The organism is Chryseobacterium sp. Leaf180, from assembly GCF_001424585.1.
Lineage (GTDB): Bacteria > Bacteroidota > Bacteroidia > Flavobacteriales > Weeksellaceae > Chryseobacterium.
This window is the reverse complement of sequence record NZ_LMPJ01000011.1, coordinates 159,478-186,236: the sequence shown is the minus strand read 5'-3', so window position 1 is coordinate 186,236 and position 26,759 is coordinate 159,478. Positions and strand designations below refer to the sequence as shown.

The 26,759-nt window shown below is 38.7% G+C and carries 17 protein-coding genes and 1 tRNA gene; 10 read left to right on the top strand and 8 right to left on the bottom strand.

The window, feature by feature from the left end; all coding sequences use genetic code 11:
* The first annotated feature begins 1 nt into the window (after position 1).
* The 3 genes from ASG01_RS13790 to ASG01_RS13780 are packed head-to-tail and all read left to right on the top strand — an operon-like array spanning position 2 to position 1,043.
* Positions 2–268: a hypothetical protein gene (locus tag ASG01_RS13790; protein WP_055864793.1), complete on the top strand. Its 267-nt coding sequence runs from the start codon at positions 2–4 to the stop codon at positions 266–268.
* Positions 244–543: a hypothetical protein gene (locus ASG01_RS13785; RefSeq protein WP_055864789.1), complete on the top strand. Its 300-nt coding sequence runs from the start codon at positions 244–246 to the stop codon at positions 541–543. The genes ASG01_RS13790 and ASG01_RS13785 overlap by 25 nt, the downstream gene beginning before the upstream one ends.
* The gene (locus ASG01_RS13780) at positions 543–1,043 is read left to right on the top strand and encodes a DUF6702 family protein (protein ID WP_055864786.1); all 501 of its coding nucleotides are present in this window, start codon (positions 543–545) and stop codon (positions 1,041–1,043) included. The genes ASG01_RS13785 and ASG01_RS13780 overlap by 1 nt, the downstream gene beginning before the upstream one ends.
* Before the next feature lie 2 nt (positions 1,044–1,045).
* On the opposite strand, the gene ASG01_RS13775 is transcribed toward ASG01_RS13780, so the two are convergent.
* The 3 genes from ASG01_RS13775 to radA all read right to left on the bottom strand — a co-directional run bounded on the left by ASG01_RS13775 (position 1,046) and on the right by radA (position 4,886).
* On the bottom strand, positions 1,046–1,639 hold the full coding sequence (locus ASG01_RS13775; protein WP_055864782.1) for an ACP phosphodiesterase: 594 nt from the start codon (positions 1,637–1,639) through the stop codon (positions 1,046–1,048).
* A 68-nt stretch (positions 1,640–1,707) separates the two neighbouring features.
* The gene (locus ASG01_RS13770; RefSeq protein ID WP_055864779.1) at positions 1,708–3,243 is read right to left on the bottom strand and encodes a M12 family metallo-peptidase; all 1,536 of its coding nucleotides are present in this window, start codon (positions 3,241–3,243) and stop codon (positions 1,708–1,710) included.
* 296 nt (positions 3,244–3,539) lie between these two features.
* Positions 3,540–4,886, bottom strand: coding sequence for a DNA repair protein RadA (gene radA, locus ASG01_RS13765; protein ID WP_055864776.1), 1,347 nt, complete (start codon positions 4,884–4,886; stop codon positions 3,540–3,542).
* Between the two features lie 326 nt (positions 4,887–5,212).
* Here radA and ASG01_RS13760 point away from each other — a divergent pair, with 326 nt between their 5' ends.
* Together ASG01_RS13760 and yidC are read left to right on the top strand one after the other, a co-directional pair.
* Positions 5,213–6,823, top strand: coding sequence for a CTP synthase (locus tag ASG01_RS13760; RefSeq protein ID WP_055864773.1), 1,611 nt, complete (start codon positions 5,213–5,215; stop codon positions 6,821–6,823).
* 178 nt (positions 6,824–7,001) lie between these two features.
* Entirely contained in the window at positions 7,002–8,798 is a 1,797-nt protein-coding gene (yidC, locus tag ASG01_RS13755; RefSeq protein ID WP_055864770.1) for a membrane protein insertase YidC, read from the top strand.
* Positions 8,799–8,843: 45 nt separating this feature from the next.
* On the opposite strand, the gene ASG01_RS13750 is transcribed toward yidC, so the two are convergent.
* On the bottom strand, positions 8,844–9,428 hold the full coding sequence (locus ASG01_RS13750) for a ribonuclease HII (protein ID WP_055864767.1): 585 nt from the start codon (positions 9,426–9,428) through the stop codon (positions 8,844–8,846).
* Positions 9,429–9,548: 120 nt separating this feature from the next.
* Between ASG01_RS13750 and ASG01_RS13745 the strand changes: the two genes are divergently transcribed.
* From ASG01_RS13745 to argS, 3 genes are all read left to right on the top strand, one after another.
* Positions 9,549–12,581, top strand: a complete 3,033-nt coding sequence (locus ASG01_RS13745) for a SusC/RagA family TonB-linked outer membrane protein (RefSeq protein WP_055864764.1) — start codon at positions 9,549–9,551, stop codon at positions 12,579–12,581.
* A 19-nt stretch (positions 12,582–12,600) separates the two neighbouring features.
* A complete protein-coding gene (locus ASG01_RS13740; protein WP_055864761.1) occupies positions 12,601–14,154 on the top strand; it encodes a SusD/RagB family nutrient-binding outer membrane lipoprotein in 1,554 nt (517 codons plus the stop codon).
* Positions 14,155–14,234: 80 nt separating this feature from the next.
* On the top strand, positions 14,235–15,995 hold the full coding sequence (gene argS / locus ASG01_RS13735) for an arginine--tRNA ligase (RefSeq protein ID WP_055864757.1): 1,761 nt from the start codon (positions 14,235–14,237) through the stop codon (positions 15,993–15,995).
* 33 nt (positions 15,996–16,028) lie between these two features.
* On the opposite strand, the gene ASG01_RS13730 is transcribed toward argS, so the two are convergent.
* The 4 genes from ASG01_RS13730 to ASG01_RS13715 form a co-directional block, all read right to left on the bottom strand.
* Positions 16,029–16,955: a YihY/virulence factor BrkB family protein gene (locus ASG01_RS13730; RefSeq protein ID WP_055864754.1), complete on the bottom strand. Its 927-nt coding sequence runs from the start codon at positions 16,953–16,955 to the stop codon at positions 16,029–16,031.
* A gap of 2 nt (positions 16,956–16,957) precedes the next feature.
* Positions 16,958–19,309, bottom strand: coding sequence for a BamA/TamA family outer membrane protein (locus ASG01_RS13725; RefSeq protein WP_055864751.1), 2,352 nt, complete (start codon positions 19,307–19,309; stop codon positions 16,958–16,960).
* Between the two features lie 56 nt (positions 19,310–19,365).
* The gene (locus tag ASG01_RS13720) at positions 19,366–24,387 is read right to left on the bottom strand and encodes a translocation/assembly module TamB domain-containing protein (RefSeq protein ID WP_055864748.1); all 5,022 of its coding nucleotides are present in this window, start codon (positions 24,385–24,387) and stop codon (positions 19,366–19,368) included.
* A 302-nt stretch (positions 24,388–24,689) separates the two neighbouring features.
* A tRNA-Gln gene (locus ASG01_RS13715) sits at positions 24,690–24,760 on the bottom strand.
* 97 nt (positions 24,761–24,857) lie between these two features.
* On the opposite strand from ASG01_RS13715, the gene ASG01_RS13710 reads away from it, so the two are divergent.
* Both ASG01_RS13710 and arfB read left to right on the top strand, forming a co-directional pair.
* A complete protein-coding gene (locus ASG01_RS13710; protein WP_055864746.1) occupies positions 24,858–25,886 on the top strand; it encodes an AMP-binding protein in 1,029 nt (342 codons plus the stop codon).
* 457 nt (positions 25,887–26,343) lie between these two features.
* Complete coding sequence (arfB, locus tag ASG01_RS13700) at positions 26,344–26,736, top strand: alternative ribosome rescue aminoacyl-tRNA hydrolase ArfB (RefSeq protein ID WP_055864740.1); 393 nt, start codon at positions 26,344–26,346, stop codon at positions 26,734–26,736.
* The last annotated feature ends 23 nt before the right edge of the window (positions 26,737–26,759 follow it).

Below are 26,759 nucleotides of genomic sequence, written 5' to 3'. Positions count from 1 at the left end.
TATGAAATTCAACGCTATGATTGTGAATATCGAACTGGAGAATGCTGAAGATTTTGCATTTATCAAACAGCTTTTAGAAAAAATAAAAGGTGTGAAATCTGTGTCGGTGCAGGAAAACTCATCAGATTTAATAGAAGGTGTGCCGCCGCACGTCTATGAAGCCATCGAGCGATATGCCGATTCTGTGAAGGAGGAAGATCTGATTTCTTCTGAAGAGTTTTTTGCTAACGCCAGAAAAAAAATATGCGAGTTGTATTCACGAAAATAGCGGAAATTTCATACGGAGAGATTTTACAGTTTTTGTCTGAAGTATGGACTCAAAGAGAAATGAATGTTTTTATTGATGATGTGGAGTCTATTGTAACTCAACTAATGGAAGGGAAATATCGGATGTTTCAAAAGTCTCAGGCGGGAACCCGCTCCGCGCTCATCGGCAAAAAACACGTACGAATGTTTTTCAGAAAGGAAAATGAAAACCAAATCAACGTCATTCTCTTCTTTGATATGCGCCAAAATCCTGAAAAAATTATTGATCTTCTTTAATGAAAAAAACAGTTATTCTTTTTTCCATTCTCTTTTTTCTTCTGTCATTTACAGAGGTAAAACATCCTTATCACGTCGGTTCCGTTGAAATTAATTACAATTCAAAATCAACTACTTTCGAAATTACCGGAAGATTTTTTCTCGATGATCTCGAAAATGCTTTGGCCAAAAAATACGGCAAACCTCTTCATTTTAATGATGCGAAATATAAAACTGAGCTGAATGAAGCGCTGAAAAATTATGTGGCAGACTATTTTAAACTGAAAACAAACGGTCAGTTTTTAAAAATAAATTACATCGGTTACGAAGAAGATAATGAGTCGGTGGATATTTATTTTGAGTCTGAAAAGGTTTCAAAACCGCAGAAAGTAGAAGCGGCGGTAAGTTTTCTCTACAATCTTTTTGATGACCAGATCAACCTCGTACACATTATCGTCAGCGGGAACCGAAAAAGCGAGAAACTGACGTATCCCAACCGATATCTTTATCAGCAGTTTTAATTTTATTTCTCCAGCTGCAGTCGTGCATTCTCTGCTTTAGCATGCGCCAGCAAATCCGGGAAGAAGGCATCGTAGCATTTCTGCAGTTCTTCTTTATGATCTAAAAACGCCTGAAAAACCGGAATATTTTTATCCAAATATTTGGCTTTGTGCAACACATTCTGAATACTGAATTTGATTCCCTGATCTTTACGGTAATTAAAAAGCCAGTCATCATCTTCCATTTTTTCCAGCATTCTGCGGAAGTTCTCCGGGAAATAACTGATGTTTTCATTCAGTACGCGATACACTTTTAATGAATGTTTCTTCCAGTCTTGTACCGAATTTAAACTGAGATCGCGCGCCAGAAAATAATCCATCGAAACATCAATAAATGCACCTGCATACAGTCTTACCAAAGGCTGAAAAACTTTTTTCGCCTCCAGAATCGCGGGATGAGAATCGGTAAATGTATCGATCGCGCGGTGCATCGTAATACCATCCTGAATATCTTTCGGGAAAGAAAAACGGTCTTTGTTGCGGATGTAATCTTCGAGAAACTGCCCTACGATTTGTCCGTCACTGAAAGTAAGAAAAGAGTGGGCGAGGTAATTCATACGTTTTTAAAAAAAATCCTTGATCTTTTGTACTAAGATAAGGATTTTAATATCTAAAACGCGAAATGTCAGCGGAGGATAAACTTTTTCGTCCCGATCATTTCATCGTTTTTGTCATACACATTCAGAAAATATTCGCCTGCGGGATGACTTTGGATATTTATTTTGCGCGCCTCAGTTTCCAAAACTGTTTGCCCGAGCATATTGATTATTTTAAAATAAGAAGCTTTTTCATTTTTCAAAATCACATTAATTTCATCTTTTGCCGGATTTGGGAAGATCGTGAAATCATTTACTTTTTCAGATGTAATTTCATTGGTTCGCAAAACTGCGGTCGGCATAAACTGCGAAACGACGCATGCAAAACGTTTAAAACCAAAAGCTTCATCCGACGGATTGGGACTTCCAATGGGAACGCCTGTAGGCTGACCGTTGTACGTTAATGCAGGATTTGCCCAGCGATTCAGCCTTGTGCATGTAAAACCGGCATTGGCACATTCATCATTATATGCCATAATCGTTCTCCATCGCTGGTTGGTAGCGCTTGATGTACCTTGTGAGATCGCGGTCTGATTGCTGTAGCCGTGATGATGCCCGCACGGCGCCGTGCTTGTAGAGACGTACCAATCATGATTCAGTCCCATATTGTGGCCCATCTCATGCGCTAATGTATAATTTGAAACCACGCAGTTATAGAGAGAAACTGTAAAAGCATTCGTACCTGAATAATTTGTAGGATTTGAATTTAAATAGCCAAGTCCGCAGGTTCCGGAAGGTGTTGAGGTGATCAAAGCACAAAGATCTGCTCCATACGTGGTGCGCAAGATCAGCAGATCGTCCATGTACGTATCGTTATTGGTGCGCAGACGCGAAAGATCGGTGCTGATGTTTCCGGATTCTGTGTATGAGGTTTCGCCGCTGTAGACGAGATTGATCAGCACATTCGTTACGCCGGAATTAATCAGCGCCGTATTGAAATTGGTAATCGCGGTCGCTATCGAAGAATTGCTTTGAGAAACGCCGCCCCAAGCTGCACGCGCTGCAGAGGTGTAAACCACCATTACATCAATGGTCGTATTTGCGCAAACTGGCGTTGCAGCCTGGCAGATATTTGAATTAACTTTAAAGGAACCCGGCGCAGGCAAAAAGTCGTCTTTAGAATCCTTTTGAATCAAACTCGATTCATTCACCGAGGAAACTGCGAAAGTATCGGCATCGGTCTGGTGGAAAATAATTTTCTCGCCGGTTCCGAAATCAAGGATTCCGGTGACGGTATTTTGAGATTGAGATAAAACCAGTTCGGCGAGCGGGTGGTTTTCAACAGAAAAAACGGCTGATTCGCTGCGGTTTGTGTAAGAGAATTTCCGTACAAAATGCGCTTTTACCAAACGGTTTCCGGAAAGATGTATGTTTAAATCTGACGATAAATCAATGGGTGACTGTTTAAAATATTCGGTAAAATTATACGTCGTCGACAGCCCGGCGCTTATTTTTTGACTTGCTGTCAGATTGCCTGGTGAAATTTTAGTCTGAAAAAGCGTCTGCTGGGCATTCAGAATAAAAGCGCAGCACAAAAACAGCAGGGTAGCGTATCTTTTCATCATTATGGTATTTTAGATACTGCAATATAGTACGAAATCAGCACTTTATGGTAATTTTTTCATATAAAACGTTTATTTGGAAAAAGATATTAATGCCGGCTTAAAAAACTCATGCGCATGACTTTTTCAATTCATGCGCATGACTTCTTCAATTCATGCGCATGAGTTGTAAAACTTATATATATGACTTGTGAGGTTTATATATATAACTTGTAAACTTTACATATATAAACAGGCGTATGCACCGGCGCATGGTTTTTTTATCACAAATAAGCGTGTAAGAATCTGATGGGTTTGTTCTAAAAAAGCCGCTCGTGAAAATCTTCCACTTTGCTCACTTCTTCGATTTTGATCCCGAATTTCTTCTTTGGAAGTTTATTCAGATTGGAAATAAAAATCTTCTCGTAGCCCAGTTTTTCAGCTTCTGTAATGCGCTGTTCAGCCTGCGCAATCGGACGGATTTCTCCGCTCAGGCCAATTTCTCCTGCAAAACAGTAGTGCTCAGAAATGGCAATATCTTCATTAGAAGAAAGAATGGAGGCGACAACTGCTAAATCTAAAGCCGGATCATCGGTTTTAATTCCGCCGGTAATGTTTAAGAAAACATCTTTTGCGCCCAACTGAAAACCGGCTCTTTTTTCGAGAACAGCCAATAGCATATTGAGCCTTTTAGAATCAAAACCGGTACAGCTTCTTTGTGGAGTTCCATAAACGGCGGTACTCACCAAAGCCTGAATTTCCAAAAGCATCGGGCGGTTTCCTTCTAAGGTTACGGCGACAGAGTTTCCGCTCAGCTCTTCGGATTTCTTCGTAATTAATATTTCTGATGGATTTTTAATTTCTTTTAAACCTTGCGAAACCATCTCGTAAATCCCGATTTCTGCCGTCGAACCAAAACGGTTTTTGTTGGCTCTCAATAATCTGAATAAATGATTGCGGTCTCCGTCAAAATTTAAGACGACATCAACCATGTGTTCGAGAACTTTCGGGCCGGCGATTTGTCCGTCTTTTGTAATGTGGCCCACCAAAAATACAGGCACATTATAATCTTTAGCGTATTTAATAATCTCGTTGGAGCATTCCCTGATTTGGGAAACAGTTCCCGGCGAGCTTTCAATTAATTGCGATTGAAGCGTCTGAATAGAATCAATAATGACAAATTCTGGCTCGAGTTTTTTGGCCTCATGAAGGATTTTTTCCAGAGAAGTTTCGGTGTAGAGGAAACAGTTTGGGTTTTTGATTTCGGCCAAACGGTCGGCTCTCATCTTGATCTGCGAGGCGCTTTCTTCCCCGGAAACATAGAAAACTTTCTTTTTCATTTTTAAAGCCAGCTGCAAAAGCAAAGTTGATTTCCCGATTCCAGGTTCGCCGCCGATTAAAGTGACTGAGCCTAAGACAATTCCACCGCCGAGTACACGGTTAAGCTCATCTGAAGGCGTTTTTATGCGCGGTTCTTCGACGGCTTCCACTTCGATGATGTTGATGACGTTCTGTTTGCTTTTTGACGCAATGCTTTTCTGCGGCGTTTTTTCAATGATTTCTTCTACGAGCGTGTTCCACTGTCCGCAGTTTTTGCACTGTCCCATCCACTGCGAATACTGCGTGCCGCAATTTTGGCAGAAATATGCCGTTCTGAGTTTTGCCATACGGTAAATTTAAAAAAAATTATGGCTGATTGAAAGTCTTTGAGTAGCTATTGTGGGAATAATAAAATTCACTAAAGGTTAATGTTTTAAAAATCTGAAAAAAAGATTCTGTGATGATTTAACTTTCAAAAAAAAGAGCCATCTATATGTATGTAAAGCGGTAAAACGCCAAACAGACATAGTAGTTTTCATATATATAATTTGGTTTAGGTGGAGGTTTCCCGGGATTTATTTTCGGGAAACCTTTTTTGTTTCCGGGAGATTTGAAATTCCCAAACCGTTGCTTTGCTTTTCTTTTTGCCCTAACTTTGCACAAACCTAATCTAATGAGTAAAAAGAATACAAAGTATATCTTTGTGACGGGAGGTGTAACTTCATCTTTGGGAAAAGGAATTGTCTCTGCCTCTCTGGGACTTCTGCTAAAATCACGCGGCTTCAACGTAACTATTCAAAAACTTGATCCTTATATCAACATCGATCCGGGTACGCTCAATCCTTATGAGCACGGCGAATGCTACGTGACTGAAGACGGCGCCGAAACAGATTTGGATTTAGGTCACTACGAGCGCTATCTCGATGCGCCGACTTCGCAAAACAATAACGTCACCACCGGAAAAATTTACCAGACCGTAATCGAAAAAGAGCGTAAAGGAGATTTTTTAGGTAAAACTGTACAGGTGATTCCGCACATTACGAATGAAATCAAGCGGAGAATTAAAATTTTATCCAAACAGAACTACGATATCATCATCACCGAAATTGGTGGTACCGTTGGTGATATCGAATCACTTCCTTATATCGAAACCGTGCGCCAGCTGAAATGGGAACTCGGTGAGCATAATTCTATGGTGATTCACCTTACTCTGCTTCCTTATCTTGCGTCGAGTGGAGAATTAAAAACAAAACCTTCGCAGCACTCTGTTCGTCAGCTGATGGAAAGCGGTATCATGGCAGACGTTTTGGTGTGCCGTACCGAGCATAAAATACCTAAAGATCAGCGCGCAAAACTTGCACAGTTCTGCAATGTTTCTCTTGATAATGTGATCGAATGTAAAGATCTGGCAACAATCTATGAAGTGCCGATGTATCTTCAGAAGCAGAATTTTGACGATGTTGTTTTAAAAGCTTTGGATCTGAAAAGTGACAAAGAAGCCGATCTTGTAAACTGGAAAACATTCCTGAAGAAATTTCAGAATCCGAAGAGAACAGTAGAAATCGCTTTGGTTGGAAAATATATTTCGCTTCAAGATTCTTACATCTCGATTGCGGAAGCTTTCAAACATGCAGGCGCCGATCAGGAAACCGAAGTGAAAATCCGCTGGGTTTACAGCGGTGATTTAACACAAGAAAATATCAGCGAATCACTCGACGGCGTTTGCGGTATTTTGATTGCGCCAGGTTTTGGAGACCGCGGAATCGAGGGTAAAGTTCTTACGGCACAGTATGCCAGAGAAAATAAAATTCCGATGCTGGGAATTTGTCTGGGAATGCAGATCATGACAATTGAATTTGCCCGAAATGTCTTGGGTTATCCCAAAGCCAACTCGATGGAGTTTGATACGGCGACCGAGCATCCTGTAATTTCGATCATGGAAGAGCAGAAAAACGTTATTGATAAAGGAGGCACAATGCGTCTTGGTGCGTGGAAATGTGCACTGAAATCCGGTTCAAAATTACACGAAATCTACGGCAGCAAAAATATTACCGAAAGACACCGTCACCGGTATGAATTCAACAGTGATTATCTGCAGGAATTTAATGAAAAAGGTTTTGTGGCAACAGGTACAAACCCTGAAACCTCTTTGGTAGAAGCACTTGAGCTTGCCGGTCACCCTTTTTATGTGGGCGTGCAGTATCACCCGGAATACAAAAGTACGGTGGCATCGCCTCATCCACTTTTCCATGCGTTTATCAAAGCATGTGAAACTTTAAAGTAAAAAATACGTTTTCAACGTCAATTCTACAGCTCAGACTGACCGATCTCAGTCTGAGTCTGTTATTTAGCAGGATATTAATACAGAAAGTTCTGATAAAAAAACAGTATTTTTGTCGACTTAAAAAACGCGTGGCAAGCTGCGCAGAATCAGATTTATAAAAAATTTTAATTTAAAATAAATGCAACAGAACAACGGACTTGATAAAAGTCAGATCATCAGTTTTGCGGTTTTATGTCTTGTACTTTTCGGATTCATGTTTTATTTCCAGAGAAATCAGGAGACGGAAGATAAACAGATCGCCGAAAAGCAGAAAACAGAGCAGGCAAAAAAGCCTGTGACCCCAACTGCGGCCACAAACATCAACCCAAATGTGACGCCGGGCGCTATACAGACTGCAGAGTTGGCCAACAGCGAAATGAAAATTCAGTTCAGCAGTCTTGGCGGGCAGGTTTCTCAGGTTGAACTTTTGAAATACAAAGCTTACGACCAGAAAACCGACAAAGCCGATCTTCCGTTGTATCTGATTACCAAAAATAATTCGAGCTACGGTTTCAGATTTAAAGATAAAACCGGAAAGCAGATCAATACCAAAGATCTTGTTTTCGCGCCAACAGTTGCCGGAAATGCGGTGACGCTTACGGCGGATTTTAACGGGGCAAAAATTCAGTACATCTATACTTTACTGGATAAATATACACTTGATTTTAAAGTTAGAACACAAGGTCTTGCAGCAATAACTTCGGATACAAAAGCGGATTTTGCCTGGGATTACAGTGTGAGAAATCTTGAAAAAGGCCGTTCGCAGGAGCAGACGCATTCTGAGTTTTCGTATGCTTTTAATAATTATAAAGATTACGATTACGACGGCCGTACCACGATGGAAGAAAAGGATGAAACCTTAAACTGGATTGGCGTGAAGCAGCAGTTTTTCTCATCTGTGATTGAAGCGAAAACAGGTTTTACGCAAAGCAAGGGTAACCAGGAATCGATCGAAGAAGGCGAATATCTGAAGAAACTGGACTTTAACGGAAATGTGCAGATGACAGGAAACGAACTGAATCAGGATTTTACCTGGTATTTTATGCCGCTTGATCTGGATTTGCTTAAATCTTACGATAAAAACTTTGACGAAATCTTGCCATTAGGCTGGTCTTTCATCGGTGCGATGAACCGGTATTTCTTCATGTGGCTATACAGCGTGATCGCAAGCTGGGGAATCTCTGCAGGCTGGGTAATCTTCATGATGACCATTATTGTAAAATTAATTTTATCACCAATTATGTACAAGCAGCATAAGCTTAGTGCAATGATGAAAGTAATTCGCCCGGAAATCGACGAGGTAAATGCAAAACTTAAAGACGCCGATGCGATGAAAAAGCAGCAGGCAACAATGGAAGTGTACAGGAAAGCCGGCGTAAACCAAATGGCAGGATGTCTTCCGGCACTGGTGCAGATCCCGATTTTCTATGCACTCTTCAGATTTTTTCCGAACTTTATTGATCTTCGCGGACAGGGATTCTGGTTTGCAAAGGATTTGACAGCATACGATGACTTGATTAAACTTCCGTTCAAAGTTCCGTTTTTAGGAGATCATTTAAGTGTTTTCGCGATTGCATGTACAATTGTGATTCTGATTTACACCGTGATGACTTCAGGAAACATTCAGCAGCCACAGCAGGAAGGCATGCCAAATATGAAAGTGCTGATGTATATTTTCCCGATTACGTTTTTGTTCTTTCTTAATACTTCTGCGTCAGGATTATCGTGGTATTATTTCGTGTCGAATGCGATTAACATTTTAATCATTCTCGTTATTAAATACGTCATATTAGATGAAAAGAAAATTCACGCGCAGATTCAGGCCAATAAAGAAAAGCCGAAAACGGAGTCTAAATTCCAGAAAAGAATGCGTGAGATGATGGAGAAAGCACAGGAGCAGCAGAAAGCCGTTGATCCGAAAAGTAAGAAAAAATAGATATATAATATAAAGAAGGAGAAGCGTAAAGCTTCTCTTTTTTCGTTAATCGTATTTCAGGCGGAAAGATTTTCTGTGATGGATGGTCGGTCCGTGCTTTATTAAAGCTTCCTGATGTTTTTTGGTGGCATACCCAAAATTGGTATCCCAGCCATAATCCGGAAATTCGTTGTGAAGATCGGTCATGAGTTTGTCGCGGTAATTTTTGGCTATAATCGAAGCCGCCGCGATGGAGAGCAGTTTACCGTCACCTTTTATAATACACTGATGCGGAATAAAATTATAGGGATGGAAACGGTTGCCGTCTACGAGAATTAATTCAGGTTTTATTTTAAGCTGATCGAGCGCCAAATGCATTGCATGAATGCTGGCGTTTAAAATATTGTGCTGATCGATGTAAGCAGGAGGCAATTCAACGATAGCAAAATCTACAGCAGAGGTTTTAATCTGAGAATCAAGGGCTAAACGGGTTTTAAATGATAACTTTTTTGAGTCGTTAACTAAATTTAGGTTAAAATTGTCATCAATTACCACTGCAGCAGCTACCACCGGACCGCATAAACAGCCTCTACCTACCTCATCACACCCTGCTTCCACATAAAATTCGGACCATTTTTTTGCTAATTCCATAATGTTACACCCTATGACAACTTTTTATACTGCAATATTAAATATTTTTAACAAAACGTTTGTTTCTTTTAAGAAAGTTTTACATATTTGCAACAAGTAAAAAAATAATCAATTTAAAATATGAAGAAATTAACAGCAAGTGTTCTTTTGATCGTTGTATCTTCCTCTCTAGCGGTAGCAAATGCACAGCAGAGAAGAAACGATACTATTCCAAGAACAACTGATATTGAAGAAGTTGTGTTTGTTCAGCCTGTAACAGGAAGGCTAAAGGTAAAAGACGAAGTTACAACAGCCCAGCAGATTATCAGCAATGAGCAGTTAAAGGTTGCAAATAACCCTAATGCTATTAGTGCAATTGCAGGTAAAGCTTCAGGTGTGAGAATTAATCAGACCAATAACAGTGTAAACTCCTCGCAAAGTATTATAATTAGAAATCCAACCACGATTTCTGGAAATCCAGAAGCATTGGTTGTAATTGATAATGTTATTTCCAGTGCAAGTGTTTTGGCGCAATTGCCACCTGATGCGATTGAATCTGTAAATATAATTAAAGGTGCTGGTGGGGCAGCAATTTATGGATCTCAGGGTTTAAATGGGGTAGTTGTAGTGACTACAAGAAGAGGTACCGCAGGCGGAGGAATTCGTATTAACTTTAATTCTGCAGTAGATATTGAAAGTATAGCATTTTTACCAAAGAGACAAAGACTTTATGGACAAGGTTGGTTTGGTAATAAGATCAATGTTGAAAATGGATCTTGGGGACCTGCTTTTAATGGTCCGTTAGGAGGTACTGTACAGCCATATGGTATACCTCTATATGATTTTAACGGTGATGGGATAATAGAAGTTGAAGCAAATAACAGTAATTTGACTGGTGATGAAGGTGCTGCAATTCAGTCAACTTTTGCACCTTATGGAAGGGATAACGTTAGAGAGTTTTTCCAAAATGGGGCTATTTTCCAGAATACTTTATCAATATCTTCAGGTAACAGCAATGGATATTTTGGTATGACCTTGGGCAGCCTTGAAAAGGAATTCGTAGTAGCTGGAGATAAATTAAGCAGATATTCAGCGTTAATTAAAGGTGGTGTGAAAATTGATAAATGGTCTTTTGATGGTCAGGTCAATTTTATAAGAACTAAAACTTCAACCGCAGATCCAACGTTGTATCATGATGTACTACAGAGTTCAGCAGATATTCCCATTAATCAGTTTAGAGATAATGCAGATAGAGGGTATGCATGGACAATTTACTACACAAGTCCATATTACAGGCAAAAACATGTAAGAGACAGTTCACTCAGAAATTATTTCAATGTAATTGGGTCTGCGAGTTACCGTTTTAATGATCATATTACGGCTACATATCGTGGGAATATGAATTACACTAACGTTGAAGGTAGAAGCTATAACGATGGATATGTAAATACAGATGTTTTCACTACTGATGGCGGATTAGGTGGTGCAAGTATACAGTCAAGTTATTTCCAGTCTAATGTTAATCAGCAGAATTATTATGGTGATTTGACCTTTAATGCTAATTATGATATTGCTACAGATTTAAATTTAGACGTAACTGTTGGTCATAATTATCAGGATTATAGAACTACCAATAGTCAGGCTGGTGGAACAGGTTTATTAATTCCGGGTCTATACACAATTCCTAACTTATCCAGTGTAGCTCAGCCCAGTTCATTAAATAACAGAAAATTCCATTCAAATATTCATGCATTTATTGCTAACGTAGATTTGTCTTATAAGAAATACTTGTTCTTTAATGCTGCCGGTCGGTATGAAATGAACTCATCCTTGAAATCTCTTATAACAAATAATGATTTTTCATATTTCTTCCCTGCTGCATCGATTTCATTTGTTCCTACAAAAGCGTTTGATTTCGGTGGAAATGTTCTGAATTTTATGAAGGTTACGGGAGCAGTTGAAAGAACAGGAGGGATTTCCGCAATCGGTGGTTATCAGTTATATCCTATTGCAAATGTGGCCGGTGGATATCCTTTTCTTGGAAGTGGCTATCTTAGTTACAATCCGCAATTGAATTACACTGATCAGCGTTTAAATCCTGAATTTACTACTAAAGCTGAAATAGGACTTTCCTTAGGTTTCTTCAAGGATAGAATTACTTTTGATGGTGCTATATTTCAAAGCAAGACCAATGATTTAATTACACTTCAGCAAACATCTAATACTTCAGCGCTTAATGGTCAGTGGAAGAATGTTGGTGATATGGAGGGTAAAGGTGTCGAATTGAATATAAATTTTGTACCTGTTAAAAGCTCTGCAATAAGATGGGATATTGGGGCAAACTTTACAAGTGCGTACTCGATGATCACAAAATTGGCAGATGGTGCAAAAGAATTCTCTTTAAGCTCATATTCTTACGGAGGAATCTTTGCTGTTGAAGGAGAACGATTTCCAGTGATAAAGGGGACAACTTATGTAAGAGATGATCAGGGCAGAATCGTTGTGAATGCTACAACAGGATTACCTCAGGTGAATTCTCAGCTGCAGGTTCTCGGTAGAACGACTCCTAAATATATCTTAGGATTTACTACAACATTAAAAGTAAAAGGATTTACTTTAGCTGCTACTGCCGATTATCGTACAGGTCATAAATTTTTCTCAGGGACGAAGAACTCTTTGGCATTCTCTGGAAATCTTGAGGAATCTGCAACATTTGACAGAACCAGACCGTATATTATACCAAATTCATCATACCTGCAGAATGGAGCCTACGTAGCCAATACAAACGTTCCTATTTATGCAACTACATATAATAACAACGTTCCTACAAATACTAACTATAATCCTGTATTTGCTTTATCGGAGTATTATGGTGGAGCATCATACAATTCAGTTGGTGAAAATTTTGTTTTAGATGCTACAGCATTCAAAATACGTGAAATTGGTTTATCATACACATTTAGTAAAGAGCTATTGGGTTCTTCAAAAATTAATGAATTAACGATTGGTGTGCAGGCAAGAAATCCGTTTACTAGATTTGCCAAAGAAAACCGAAACTATGATGATCCGGAAACTGGTGCTGGAGGAGGATTCTTATCAGGATTTATACTTGCAGATGCAAACCAGTATCCTAACTTAAGAACATTTGGAGGTAATGTAACTGTTACTTTTTAATATTAAAAATTATTTAAAAATGAAAAAATTCATATATTTATCATTTGCGGCATTCGCATTAGCCTCTTGTAAGCTGGATGATAACATTTCGCAAAATGATCCTGCGGTAGAAGATGTTAATCCGAACCTTTATCTTAGTGCAGCTCAAACTTCATCTTATAGTGTAGAAGTTGGAGATGTTTTTGAACTTTCCAATGTCTGGATGAATAACTGGGCCGGTAATATTTATTTCTTTGCTTCTCCATATAGCGCAGAATATCAATTGCAAGTTACGTCAGCGCTAACACGCGGTAACAACTTCTGGAACAATAATTATATTGCAATGGGGAGATTCGCAGCAATTTACCAAAGTCCATTAGCAAATCAATATCCTCATCATGCAGCAATTGCAAAAATTATGATGGCGAACAGCATGCAGTATATCGTAGATTTCTATGGTGACGCACCTTTTTCTGAAGCATTTAAAAGAGAAAATAATCTTACTCCGAAATATGATAAAGGAGAAGATATTTACAGAAACTTAGTGATTCTTATAAACGAAGCAGTTGCAACAATCAATAGTAATCCTAATCCTGCATTTCCAGTTGGAACAGAAGATGAGATCTATGCTGGGAATATGCAAAATTGGATTAAGTTTGCAAACACAATCAAATTAAGAATCTTGCTCAGACAGTCAAAAGTTACAGATACTACGATTAGAACGTTTGTCAATACGCAATTGCAAAGCTTACAAACAGCTCAATTTATCACTGAAAGTGATGGCGATGCAAAAATTAATCCAAGTTATAACAACAGTAATGCAGCGCAGCAAAATCCTTTATTCAGAAATTATCAGTATCTACAATTTGATGGCGCTACTGAAAATCAAGGGTATAGACTTATCGATATTTCGAGCCATTTTGCAGGACTTTTAAATGGAACCAATACGAAAACGACTGGTACTACTGATACACGTCGTGGATCAATGTATAGAGCTGTTGGTGGTACACTTAGAGGTATCACACAAGGTGAAGGTCAACAGCCGGGAGCAGCAGAAGCTTCTTTCTCTAGACTAGGATGGAAATTCCGTGAAATTAATTCAACCCAAACAGCATTTGTTGATAATTCGGATGAAAGCGGAACGGTGTTATCGGTTGCTGAATCTGAGTTTTTACAAGCAGAAGCTGCTGAACTATATCCTGCAATCTTTACGAATGCGTTGAGTCATTATAATCTTGGTATACAGGCATCATTTAGGTTTTTTGGTTTGACTGCGGCACAGGCTACGACTTATACTACTTCATTGTCAACAAAACCTTATGGTTGGAACGGATCAGATGGTCACATTGCCGCAATTCAATATCAAAGAATGGTTGCATTGCACTTTATTAAGCCACAAGAGACGTATATTAATTATCTTAAAACAGGTTTTCCTATTACGCCATTGGCTTTAACAGCTACTCAGCCTAACAAACCATGGAGACTTGTTTATCCATCAAGAGAGTATAACACGAATACTGCTAATACTCCAAATGTTACTCAAGCGGATGTATTTGTCAAAAATCAGTTTACTCCTTTCTGGAATAGAAACTAATCTAATCACTGAGATGTTTATATAAAACCGCCTTCGGGCGGTTTTTTTATTTATGTATATTTGCAGTTCAAATTTTGAGCATGAATATTAAATCTATATTAGAACAAAAACTGAAAGAGGTCATCTTGAATATTTATCAGTTGGATGGTTTGCAGCTGGAAGTTCAGGACAATAAAACTGAGTACGAAGGTGATTTTACCATCGTCACTTTTCCTTTGGTGAAGCAGGTTCGAAAGAAACCTGAAGCCATTGCCATGGAATTGGGTGAAGGTCTTACAACACAGACAGATCTTGTTGCGAGTTTTAATGTGGTAAAGGGTTTTTTAAATATTAAAGTTCACAATCACTTTTTTACCGATCAGCTTGCAACTCTTGAAAATTCGCTTTTTGCCATTGAGTCAAATGATTCGACGGTGATGATTGAATATTCTTCTCCAAATACCAACAAGCCGCTCCACCTTGGCCATATCAGAAATAATCTTCTTGGGTTTTCCGTTGCGAAAATTCTGGAGGAAGCGGGACATCAAGTAATCAAAACCCAAATTATTAATGACCGCGGAATTCATATCTGCAAATCAATGTTAGCTTGGGAGAAATTTGGAAATGGCGAAACACCAGCGCTACAAAATATTAAAGGAGATAAATTTGTTGGAAATTTTTACGTAGCATTTGATAAGCAATACAAAAAGCAAATCAATGATCTGGTAGAAGAAGGCAGAACCAAAGATCAGGCTGAAAAGGAAGCTCCAATAATAAAAGAAGCGCAAAAAATGCTTCTGGATTGGGAAAACGGGGATGAGAAAGTTCGCCAACTGTGGTCAGAAATGAATTCCTGGGTGTACGAAGGTTTTAATCAAACCTATAAAAGACTCGGCGTTGACTTTGATCAGGTGCAGTATGAGAGCAATACGTATATTTTAGGTAAAGATCTCATTAACGAAGGTCTTGAAAAGGGCATTCTGTATCAAAAAGAAGATGGTTCTGTATGGTGTGATCTGACGGACGAAGGCTTGGATCAAAAACTTTTGCTGAGATCAGACGGAACTTCTGTGTATATGACCCAGGATTTGGGAACTGCGGTTGAGCGTTTTAAAGATAATCATATTCAGAAGTTGATTTATACAGTAGGTAACGAACAGGATTATCACTTTCAGGTTTTATTTAAAATCTTAAAAAAACTAGGCTACGAGTGGGCAGATCAGCTGTATCATTTGTCATACGGCATGGTGGAACTTCCGGAAGGTAAAATGAAATCTCGTGAAGGAACTGTTGTTGATGCTGACGATCTGATGCAGGAAATGTATGATACTGCCAAATCAAAATCTGAAGAACTCGGAAAATTAGAACATATTTCAGCGGAAGATAAAGAGAAATCTTACGAAAAGGTAGGCATCGGCGCTTTAAAATATTTTATGCTGAAGATTGATCCGAAGAAAAAGATGATGTTTAACCCGGCAGAAAGTATTGATTTTAACGGAAACACCGGGCCCTTTATTCAGTATACTTACGCTCGAATTCAGTCTTTATTAGCCAAAGCTGATTACAAAAAATCCGAAACTGGAGATGTTGAAATAAATGCTTTTGAGAAAGAACTTATCGTGCAGCTTGCCAATTACAATCAGACTATACAGAAAGCTGCAGAAAATCTAAGTCCGGCTTTGGTGGCAAATTACATCTACGATCTTGTGAAGACATACAATTCTTTTTATCAGAACAATCCGATTCTGATACAGGAAGACCAAGCGATCAAACAGATGCGACTGCAGCTATCAGATCTTACGGCGAAGGTCATTAAACGGTCGCTTTCCCTCCTGGGAATTGATACGGTAGACAGAATGTAAAATAAAATCCCCTGATAATTTCAGGGGATTTTTTTATGATGAAGATTTTTGTGCCTGTTCGTCGGCGTACAGTTTCGCGTTGCTCCATTTCGCATGCTTGGAAGGAATAATGCGGTAGCCTTTTCTCATGCTGTACACTTTGGTAAATTCCGCTCCGAAAAAAATGAGCATACACGAATAATTAATCCATAGCATAACTAAAATAATTGTTCCTGCAGCTCCAAATGCGGATGTCGGTTTCAGTTCGCTGAAGTAAAGACTCAAAATAAATTTGCCTAAAGTGAATAAACCTGCTGTAAGAAGTGCACCTTTCCAGACGAATTTCCACTTGATTTCTACGTCCGGCAAGACCTTAAATAGAAGTGCGAACAATGAAACGGTAATTGCAAAACCGATTGAGAAATTGATTATTTCCACTAAAATATAGGTTTCCATCCCGAAATAAGAGGTGATCCAGTTATTCAAAAGACTTATTACTGTTGATAAAACCATTGTGATTAACATCAGGAAACCGAGAATCACGATCATTCCTAATGAATTTGCACGGTCAATCAGGAACTTTTTTAACGCTTTTTCCGGCGAAGATTCGACGTCCCAGAGATTGTTTAAAGATTTTTGAAGCTGAAAAAATAAAGTCGTGGCTCCGAAAATCAGTGATCCGATGCCAACCACTTTCATAAAGATATTTTGCTTGTCGATCAATGCACCGGCGATCATTTCTTCCACGCTTTTTGCCGCATCAGCGCCCATCATTCCGCTGATCTGTGAACTGATCTGTCCCCGGATTGCTTCTTCACCCAAAAAGTGACCTGCCAGCCAAATGATAATAATCAACAAACCCGGAATGGAAAAAATGGCGTAATATGCAAGACTCGCTGAGTCGTTGGTCGCATTTGAAGCATTCCATTCTTTATACGTGTCCTTTAAAACCTCCCAAAAAATCTTCAGTTCTTTCTTCATATCTAAAAAGGATAGCCGATGGCTATGTTTAAAATCAAGTTATCTTTTCTCCAGTTGCTGTCTCCGAAATTAATACGGTCAAAAGCCCAGCGTTCATCTTTTTCATAGTACGGAACCCGCAGCGGCATGGCCAAATCGAGACGCAGAATTAAAATGGAAAAATCAAGTCTTAAACCAACTCCGGCACCTACTGCAACTTCGCTTAAAAAGTCTTTCGAAAACTTTCCGCCTGGTCTTGCGATTGTTCCGTCATCGTTTATTTCATCATTAATCAACCAAATATTTCCGGCATCAGCAAATACAGCGACGTTTAAAAATTTGTACAAATTCGCGCGGTATTCTGCGTTCAGTTCGAGTTTAATATCTCCTGCCTGATCAAAAACAAAACCTCCGTTTTGCTGCTGAGTTCTTGGGTCATAACTTCCAGGTCCAAGCGTTCTCGCACGGAAAGCCCGGATGCTGTTACTTCCGCCTACAAAAAACTGTCGGGAAAAAGGAATATATTTCGAATTGCCATAAGGAACGGCTGCACCTGCGATTAATCTCGATGCGAATGATGTTTTTTCACCAAACTTGTGATAGAATCTAACGTCGTTTTCAATTTTCGCATACTGACTGAACGGCACTCCGAAGATATTTTTCTGCTTATTTTCCTTTGCATTTCCACCGGAAATCAAACCTGCAATGTTTCCGGCAAGATCAAGCATTCCTTTGTAGTAGAATGTATTTTTCTTCGGAAGCATTGTGGTGGAGTAGGTGTAAGAATACGTCGGACCAAAAATAAGCTGTGGCTCAACAACTCTTTCCAAATATGGGTTTTGAGCATATTTAGCCTCATATTTTGGAGTCACGTTCGCAGGATCGATGTATGAAACATCAATCAGTTTCAACTCGTGCTCTTTGCGTACATTTTCTTTCCACTGATAACCAAACGAAGCATTAAATGTGTTTAAAGTATATAATGTTGTACGGTTTTGAAACTCATAGCCAATCTGAATATTTGTACGAGGTACAAAAGCACTCGAAGAATTGAAATTAAAAGGCGCCACAATTCTCGGAATCGACAACTGTGCGTTTGCTCCGGCTCTGAAAATATTTTCCGCATCTGCCGGTCCGCCAATCTGAACATCAAACGCGCCGTAGACAGACGCTTTAAACTGCTCTGCGCCACGGAAAAAATTTCGCTGCGTCCAGTTTAAATTTAATTCACTACCCGCATAATTTGCAGAATTAGTTCTTCCCAAAGCTTCAAGACGTAACGACTGAAGTTCTCGCGGCGTCAGAATATAATACGCATCAAATCTGTGATTCAAAGAGTCTGAAACGACAAATTCGTTTTTTACAAATTTAAAAACGCCCAAACTTATGAGACGGTTCAGCGAAAGATTATGATCTTTACGATTGTAAATATCACCTTTGTCGAAGTACAAAGCCCGGTCAAAAATCTTTGGTTTAAATTTTTTTTCAGGATCTACGACATAAATATCATTGTATTTATAAGACTCCAGCGAATCTGCATTCATCGGAATACTGTACTTACCGTTCTGTGCATCCCGCAGATTGTAGTTCGGGAAAACCACAACTTTATCAATGCTGAACTGCTCTGTCGCAAGTTTCGGTGTATTGTCTTTCAGCTTCACAATCATTTCAACTTTGTGATTTTTTGTCACCGTGCTGTCTGCCTGTACAACGATATTATCAGGATTGAAATAATAAAAACCTTTGTCTTTCAAACCGTCATCGATTCTCTGGCGTTCCTTTTTAATCACATCAAGATCAAAAGGATTTCCGGGTTTCAGCAGAGTTTTATCTTTTAAAGCAAAAATTTCGCGGTTGATCAATGTAGAATCTTCGCTGAATTTCACATTGCTGATCAGATATCTAGCCCCGGGTTTTAATGTGTAAATAACCTGAGCTTTTTTATTTTTTGAAACCGTATCATACGTCGCTCTTGCATTGAAATACCCTTTGTTTTCAGAATAATTTACGATGATATCACGGTTAAATTCACGGTCGACATCCTGCAGCAAAACCGGTTCTTCTCCGAATTTATATTTCAGCCAATACCGGAGACCTTTCTCTTTTTTTGGTTCTTTGGTCACATTATACGCATACAGTTTTGGCCTTAAACCCAAAAATGACGAATTTGGTTTCGGAGTCAAATTACTTTCCAGTGCGGACTGCAATGATTTTTTCTCTTTTTTGGAGAGAGAATCATTTTCGATCTTTACTTCCGCTCCTGTATACAGCAGCTGTCCGTCTTTCAGAAATTTTGTGTTGCTGCAGGAAACTGCCGCAGCGGTAATTCCGGATGCCAAAAAATATCTGCAATATATATTAAACTTGTTTTTCATAGGTTTAGATTTGTTTTTTAAGTAACTGCTTTCGACGGTTTAGCCTAAATTTTCCGTTACTTAAATTCAACCGCTTCATTATTCTGTCTTCTCGATTCTTTATTTTGCTTTCGGTTGTTGCGGTTTTTTCTGAAAATATCTTTAAACTGATTGTAATCGAGCGTAATGATAAATCCGACACCGGTTTCTACTATCTGACCCTGCAACGCAACCTGGTAATCATTCTTTCTATAGGCACGAAGCATATATCTGCCGTCTCTGGAAAGGCTGTAGTCTACCGTAACATCGCCAGCGATATTCGTAGTATTTTCATTCTGTCTCGCTTCTCCTTCAAGTCCAAAATTGCTTCCTACAGAAACTTTCAGTCGGTCATTCAGGAGTTTTTTGCTTAAACCGATATTCAGATCTGTACGCGTATTTTGCGTTCCTGTAGAATAATCCTCAGTCGATTCCAGATCAAAATTCAGATCAACGCCTTTTATTAAATCTGAAGCCAGATTATTCAGCTGCTGTGAAAGAATTTTACTCACACTCTGTCTCGCCATCGTTTCTGCGGAAACTCCAGAGTTGCTTTGGAAAGGGTTTTCACCAATAAATCTGTTAAGCAGAAGCAACGCAAAAACCTGCTTATTCATCTCGTTTGGATCCTGTCTTAGCTGCGCCAGTTTTCCGTCGATCGTTTCAGTAACAGCAGAAGAAACGGCATTGTTTTTCTCATCTGTGGTAATATCAAACGAAATCTGTGGTTTTAAAAGTTCACCTTTTAAGATCAGCAAAGTATTGAATGGAATTCGCTGTTTATATTGATTCAGTTCCGCATCGCCAACCTGTTGTTCCACGAGATCAATTGGTGCTGTTTGCGTCTGATAGATTGCCGTGATATCGAGATTTGCTGTTGTTGGTTCACCGGTCCATGTAATTGTACTTCCTTTCTGGATATCAAATTTCCGCTTCAGCACACTCACCGACATTTCGTAACTTCCTTTTTCTACTTGATAAACTCCGACCAGAGTGGTTTTTCCTGAAGGATCAATTCCACCCGTAAGATCAGCTTCACCCTGAAGTTTCACAAAATCTCCGTTGGCTTTATCGATGACGATCGACATTTTTGCTTCTTTACTCAGTTCAATATTTACGTTGACGTCAAGACCTTTTATCGGACTTTGCGTGTCGATAGAATCGGCTTTTATGGTTTTATTTAAAGCTACCTGATCCTGATCGATAAATTCGACAATGCCTTCACGTTCCTGCAACGTCGGGCTCGACTGTGGCAAAACAAATGTGAAATCTGTGTTGTCTGCAACAGCCAACCGGCCGTCAACTTTCGGTAGATCGAGATTGCCACGTACTTTAAGTGCGGCATCAATAGCCAGAATTCCATACAGCATTGCGTCATTTGATTTCTCAGAATTCACAACTTTAAAGTTTTTCGCATTCAGGTCAAGATTGAAGGCGAAATCTTTATACGTCTGCGTTAGAATCTGCCCATCGATGTTTAGCGAATTTCCGTCTTTATCATTTATTTTAAAATCATCAAACTCGATTCCGCGACGTGTAAAATCAATTTCATCATCAATTTTTCTGAAATCGCTGCCGGTTTTTGCGATCTGCATTCCAACATTATTCATTTTCAGAGTCCCCAAAATGCTCGGCGCTTTCGTCGTTCCCTGCACTTTGAGATTTCCGGAAATAAAACCTTCCGTATTCACAATCGCATTTTTCGTAAAACCTTGCAGCGTTTTCATCTGAAGCTGATTCATCGCCACATCCAGATCAAAACTGCTGGCCGCCGTATTATAATTTCCGTTGATTTTTACATCATTACTGTTTCCGGAAAGTGCAATATCAGCATTCAAAAGATTCGCAGTCGTATTATCTACCTTAAGATCGAGATTCCCGACCGGACTTCCGTACACAAATAGATCAGTGACTTTAATGTCTGACACAAACGTCATTTTCTTTGTCAGATCACGCAGCTGCGCCGTTCCGTTGATCGTTCCTTTTGCCAGAAGTGAATCTTTTTTTATGATTTCGGTGATCGTTTCTATTTTAAAATCTTTCAGCGAAACATTCAGCGGACTTCCAGGCGAACTGTTTTCAGACTGTAAAGCGATTTCACTTCCTGCATTTGAAAGCCTGAAATTATCCGCAAAAATGCCCTGTTTCCCGATCTGAATTTTATTGTTTTCTGCAACCGTCCAATCGGTATAATTCAGTTTTAAACCGTTCGGATTTAATGAAATTTCGGTGATGTCATTCAGCGATTTTGCATTTCCAGCAATCAGAAACTGCGTTACATCTTTGTCATCTTTTGTTGTAATATTATAATTGACCACGTTATTGGCAACATCGCCTACGATCGCAACTTTATTAATGGCTAAACTTTCATTTTTAAATGAAGCTACACCCAATTGATATTGCAGCGCATTATTTTCATTTGTGATTTTAAGGGAAGTAGTTTCAAGCGTATTTGCACCATACAAAACCTGCGGAATCTGCGCATCCAATTCGATTTTCTGCGAATCGGCATTGTAATTCCCGTTTATATTAATCGTTTCAAAACTCTTCAGTTCCGGTACAAACTTCCGAATTAAATCATCATTTTTAATTTTTGCATTAAAAGTGAAAAACTGCCCGCCTTCAATTTTCTGCACAGTTCCCGGTTTTTGAAACTGATAATACTGATTCACCGTTTGCTGAAGCGCACCAAAAATCTGTGTAAGTCTGTATTTACCCTCAAGATCGATGTCTGCAATTTGAGATTTGAAATTAATTTTCGTAGAATCTGCCGTAGAAAGTGCGGTGAGATTCACCTCCTGAATCGGATAAACTTCTTTCGTATCTGAGATTGCAAAATCTTTTAAATTGAGATATCCGTTTAAATTATCAGGATCAAGGCTGGTAAAGTCACCATCTAGCGCGCCTGCGATAATCATTGGCGATTTGTAGAAACCAAGTTTATTCAGGTCAAGCTTGTTGATATTTCCGTTAACTTTTACTGTAGGATTTTTATCGTCATATTTCCCGGATGCCGTTAACTGTAGATTGGCATTCGGATCTTTTGAGTTTAAAACAATATTATAAACGCCGCGGTTTATTTTTCCGGCAAGATTCATATTCTGATAACGGTAACCATTAAATTCAGCTGACTGTACAACACCTTTCAGATCAGCATTCGCATTTTTAAAGTCAAAACTTTCTCCTTTCGCAGCAATCTGAGCCGTAACTGCACCGACTTTTTTGTTCTGAATAATTTTGCCGATCTGAAGATTCCGGAGATCAGCTTTTACATCATAAAGTTCGCGGTTTTTACGTCGCATATCCAGTTTTGCAATGATACCGGCATTTCCAAGCGTAGAAGTAAGTTTAAGATTGGTGTTTACCACTTTCGTTGTGCCTTTGGCCGTACCTCTTACCGTAAAAAATGATGGCAGAGAGATATTTTTCGGAATCGTATTTTTCGGAACCAGATTGAAAATTGTTTTGGCAGATGAAGAAATTTCACCAATGTTCAGATCGTAATAAAGCTGCTCGGGTTTTGTGGCATTTTTTATTTTCCCACTGGCGATCACTTTCAGACGGTCGAGCCCGGAAACTTTCAGAGTTCGGATGTTTAAATCATTGATATTTCCGTTTAAAACCGCCTCAAGATTCAGACTTCCGTTCGGATATTTGTTGAATGGTGCCGTTTTTCGCAGGGTCGGAACCAAATTTAAGATATCAGAAAACCCGATTTTAGAATTTCTGATGTTTGCTGAAATCTGCACTGCACCAAGGTTTTTAGAAAGCTGATCAATCGAGCTGTAATTCAAAACAACTTCATCCCGAAGAACGGTTTTTGGCGTTTGCAGATAAAGATTTTTCAGGTATGCCTGCTTTTCTTCATACACAAAGTCGGTGTTGAATTTCTGTACATTCAGTCCGCGCGCTTCCTGAATTTCAGCCAGTTTTACACTTCCTGCGAACTGACTGTTTTCCATTTTGAAATTTCTTATATCAAGATTCAGTTTTCCAAAATTAAGATGATTAAAATCCATTCCGGCTCTTGTCGGTGCAACCGCAGTATTGTTGTAAACCGCTTTCACATCATCAAAAATCAGTTTGCCAAGAAGTATTTTCATCGGTTTTCCTGCTTTCTGATTTTCCTGACTTGGGTCATCATTTTTAGCGTTGTCGTCTGAGGCTAAAAACAGATTTGCGTTTATGTCAGCACCTTTTAATAAAACATTTCCAACATTGTAGCTGTTATTCTCAAGATCAAGATCATTCACTTTCGTGCTCAGCTCTTTGAAGATCACTTTAGCAAAAGTTTTGGTATTGTCGTCGCCGTAATTGATGTTGAAATTGGTCAGATTAATGCCGCTTAAGCCTAGTTCCATCGGCTTTTTCTGGTTTAAAGAATCTACTTTTTGCTCAACATTATTTGCAATTTCTTCGATCAAATCCTGTTTTAAAGTAAGTTTCAGTCCGTCTAGATTGATATCGTTGATTGCGTAAGAATTATTCTGAAGATCAAAAGTTTTGACACGCGTATCAAAAGATTTAAAATAAGCATTGATGTCATTTTTCGCCTGTCGGTCATCAAATCTGATCCCGATATCTTTCAGTTTTATTTTATCTAAAGAAATGATGAAAGGTTTAGACGTGCTTTCCTTTTTTTCGGAAGTGGCGAAAGCGTTGATTATATAATCGAAATTAAATTTTCCGTCAGGATTTCTTACCACATTGGCTCGGACACCTTCAAGATCGATCGACGTAATATCAGCTTTAGATTTGAGTAGCTGCCACATATCCAGACCGACATCGAATTTTTTCACAGCTAAAAGGGTGTCAATTTTTTGACCGCGCAGATAAAGATTTTCCATTACCAAACTGTTTGGAAACGCGATGTAAACACGTTCCAGACGAACTTCTGTTTTTATTTTCTTCTCCAGATAAACGACAAGTTTATTTTTGGCGAAATTTTGAACGGCAGGAATGCGGAGACTGAAAATTAACAGAATAATGAGTAAAAGGAGCGAGCCCAAAGTGATGGCAAAGCCTTTTAATATCTTGCGTATATTTACTTTACTTTTCAAGTGGATGTGATTTAGACTTAATTATAATTAACTATTCATCAAAAAATTCTGACCGGAAAATTTTTAATATGACGGTTCTAAATCGCAGAATGATAAGGATATAGAGGATGTTTCATACAGTTTTTTTATGGCAGAAAAATGACAGATTAATTTTTTTGCCAAAGTGGGAGCAATATGTTTGCCAATGCTCATGAATAGGGCAGTTAATCGAAAAACTATGGTACAATTTTATTGAAGCGTAGAAATCTGAAAAACTGCAGAGAACTTACCATAAAAAAACCATCTTCAGRGAAGATGGTTTGTAGACCCACAGGGATTCGAACCCCAACTGACGGTACCAAAAACCGGAGTGCTACCGTTACACTATGGGTCTGTTTTTTTGGTGATGCAAATKTAAARCTTTTTTCGTATTCTCCAAATTCTTTTTTGTAAATTTATGTCTGATTAAATCCTCAAAACGACATTACAAGGTGATTATTGATTTTAATAAACTGCAAATAAACACGTTAAAACCCAAAACTGATTTTGAAAAAAAAGCAGTTTTTTTTATTGAAGAGTTTTTATCTGCCAGCGAATCTGTCGAAGTACAGTCTTCAGGTTCGACAGGAACACCAAAACTATTCAAGGTAAAAAAATCTAAAATGCTTAATTCGGCCGCAATGACTTGTGGATTTTTAGATTTGAAAAAAGGTGATCTCGCCTTGCTTTGTTTGCCGGTAGAATATATTTCGGGGAAAATGATGGTTGTACGTGCTGTTTTTGCTGAGCTAAAACTGATTGTAAAAGATCCGGTTTTGCAGCCTTTGAGAGATTTAGAGGAAAAAGTGGATTTCTGTGCGATGACGCCATTGCAGGTTGAAAATTCTTTGGACAAGATTCATTTGATCAAAAAGCTGATCATTGGCGGTGCGGCAGTTTCGGAAAATTTAAAAGAGAAAATCGCATCTGTTTTAAATCAAAAGAATACAAATACCGAGATTTTCGAAACCTACGGAATGTCTGAAACGCTTTCTCATATTGCTTTGAAACGGATATTTCCCGTGCAGGAAGATTTTTTTTCGGTATTAAAAAATATTGAAATAGTCCAAAACGAAGAAGGCTGCCTGAAAATTTCGGCGCCGGATTTGGCTGAAGGCTGGCTGCAAACCAATGATATCGTGGAAATAAAAAACGGAAATCAGTTTAAATTTCTCGCACGGGCAGATAACGTGATCAATTCTGGTGGAGCCAAAATTTTCCCGGAGCAGCTTGAAGCGCTGGTGAAGAAAAATATTGACCGTGAAGTGGTTTTTTTAGGAATAAACGATGAAAGTTTGGGTCAGAGATTGATTTTGGTCGTGGAAGGCTCAGAAAATGAATTGCTCAAATCTCAAATTTCAGATCTCAGATTTGAAAAATCTTTTCACAAGCCGAAAGAAGTGATTTTTTTAGATCAAATTCCGCGCACGCCCAACGGAAAAATAGATAGGATGGAGTTAAAAAGATTATTTTCAGTATGAAAGATCGATATAAATTCCCGATCATACTGCTACTTTTTATCTTAATGGTTTATCAAATAAATAAACGGTCTAAAGCGTCAAATAATGCAGATCTTCTGTTACTACAAAACAACATTGTTTTAAATGGTGTTGTTGATTCTCTGCAGGTTTCAGATAACCATTGCTTTGCCGTGATTTATCTGCAAAAATTTAGGTCAAATTTTAAATATTTTAATCCGAAAAAAAATAAAAAGTATTTTCCCTATGCCATAAAAAAAGGGAATGCAGAAATCTATGTGAATGTTTGTGAAGGTCAAATTGATAATGGAGATTCTATAATCGTTAATTCAAATAGAAGTATTGTTTTTTTTAAGACAAAATCAAACGGAAATTTTAAAGGAAATCTAAAATTTGCACAGGGAGATATAAGTTTTATACGGAGAAAAACACGATTATTTCCGGAAAATTTCTCAGAATAATGAAAGACTTTACCAAGGAACTGCAGTTTAAAACCTCGCGAAGCAGCGGCGCAGGCGGGCAAAACGTGAATAAAGTGGAAACTTCCGTGACGGTAAACTGGGATGTTGCTGCATCTGAATTTTTCCGTGATGGAGAGAAGGATTTAATCTTTTCAAAACTTAAAAACAGAATAAACACTGAAGGTCAGCTTTTTCTCACTGTTTCCGAAAGCCGCACACAGCTCAAAAACAAAAATGCCGCGATTGAAAAAATACTGTCGCTGGTAGAAAAATCTCTCATACGACCTAAGCACAGGGCAAAAACAAAACCCAGCCGCTCAAGCATCGAAAAACGCATTCAGCAAAAAAAACAGAATTCTGAGAAGAAAGAAAACAGAAAATTCAGGTTTTAATTCTCAGTTAGCGGAAAAAATGT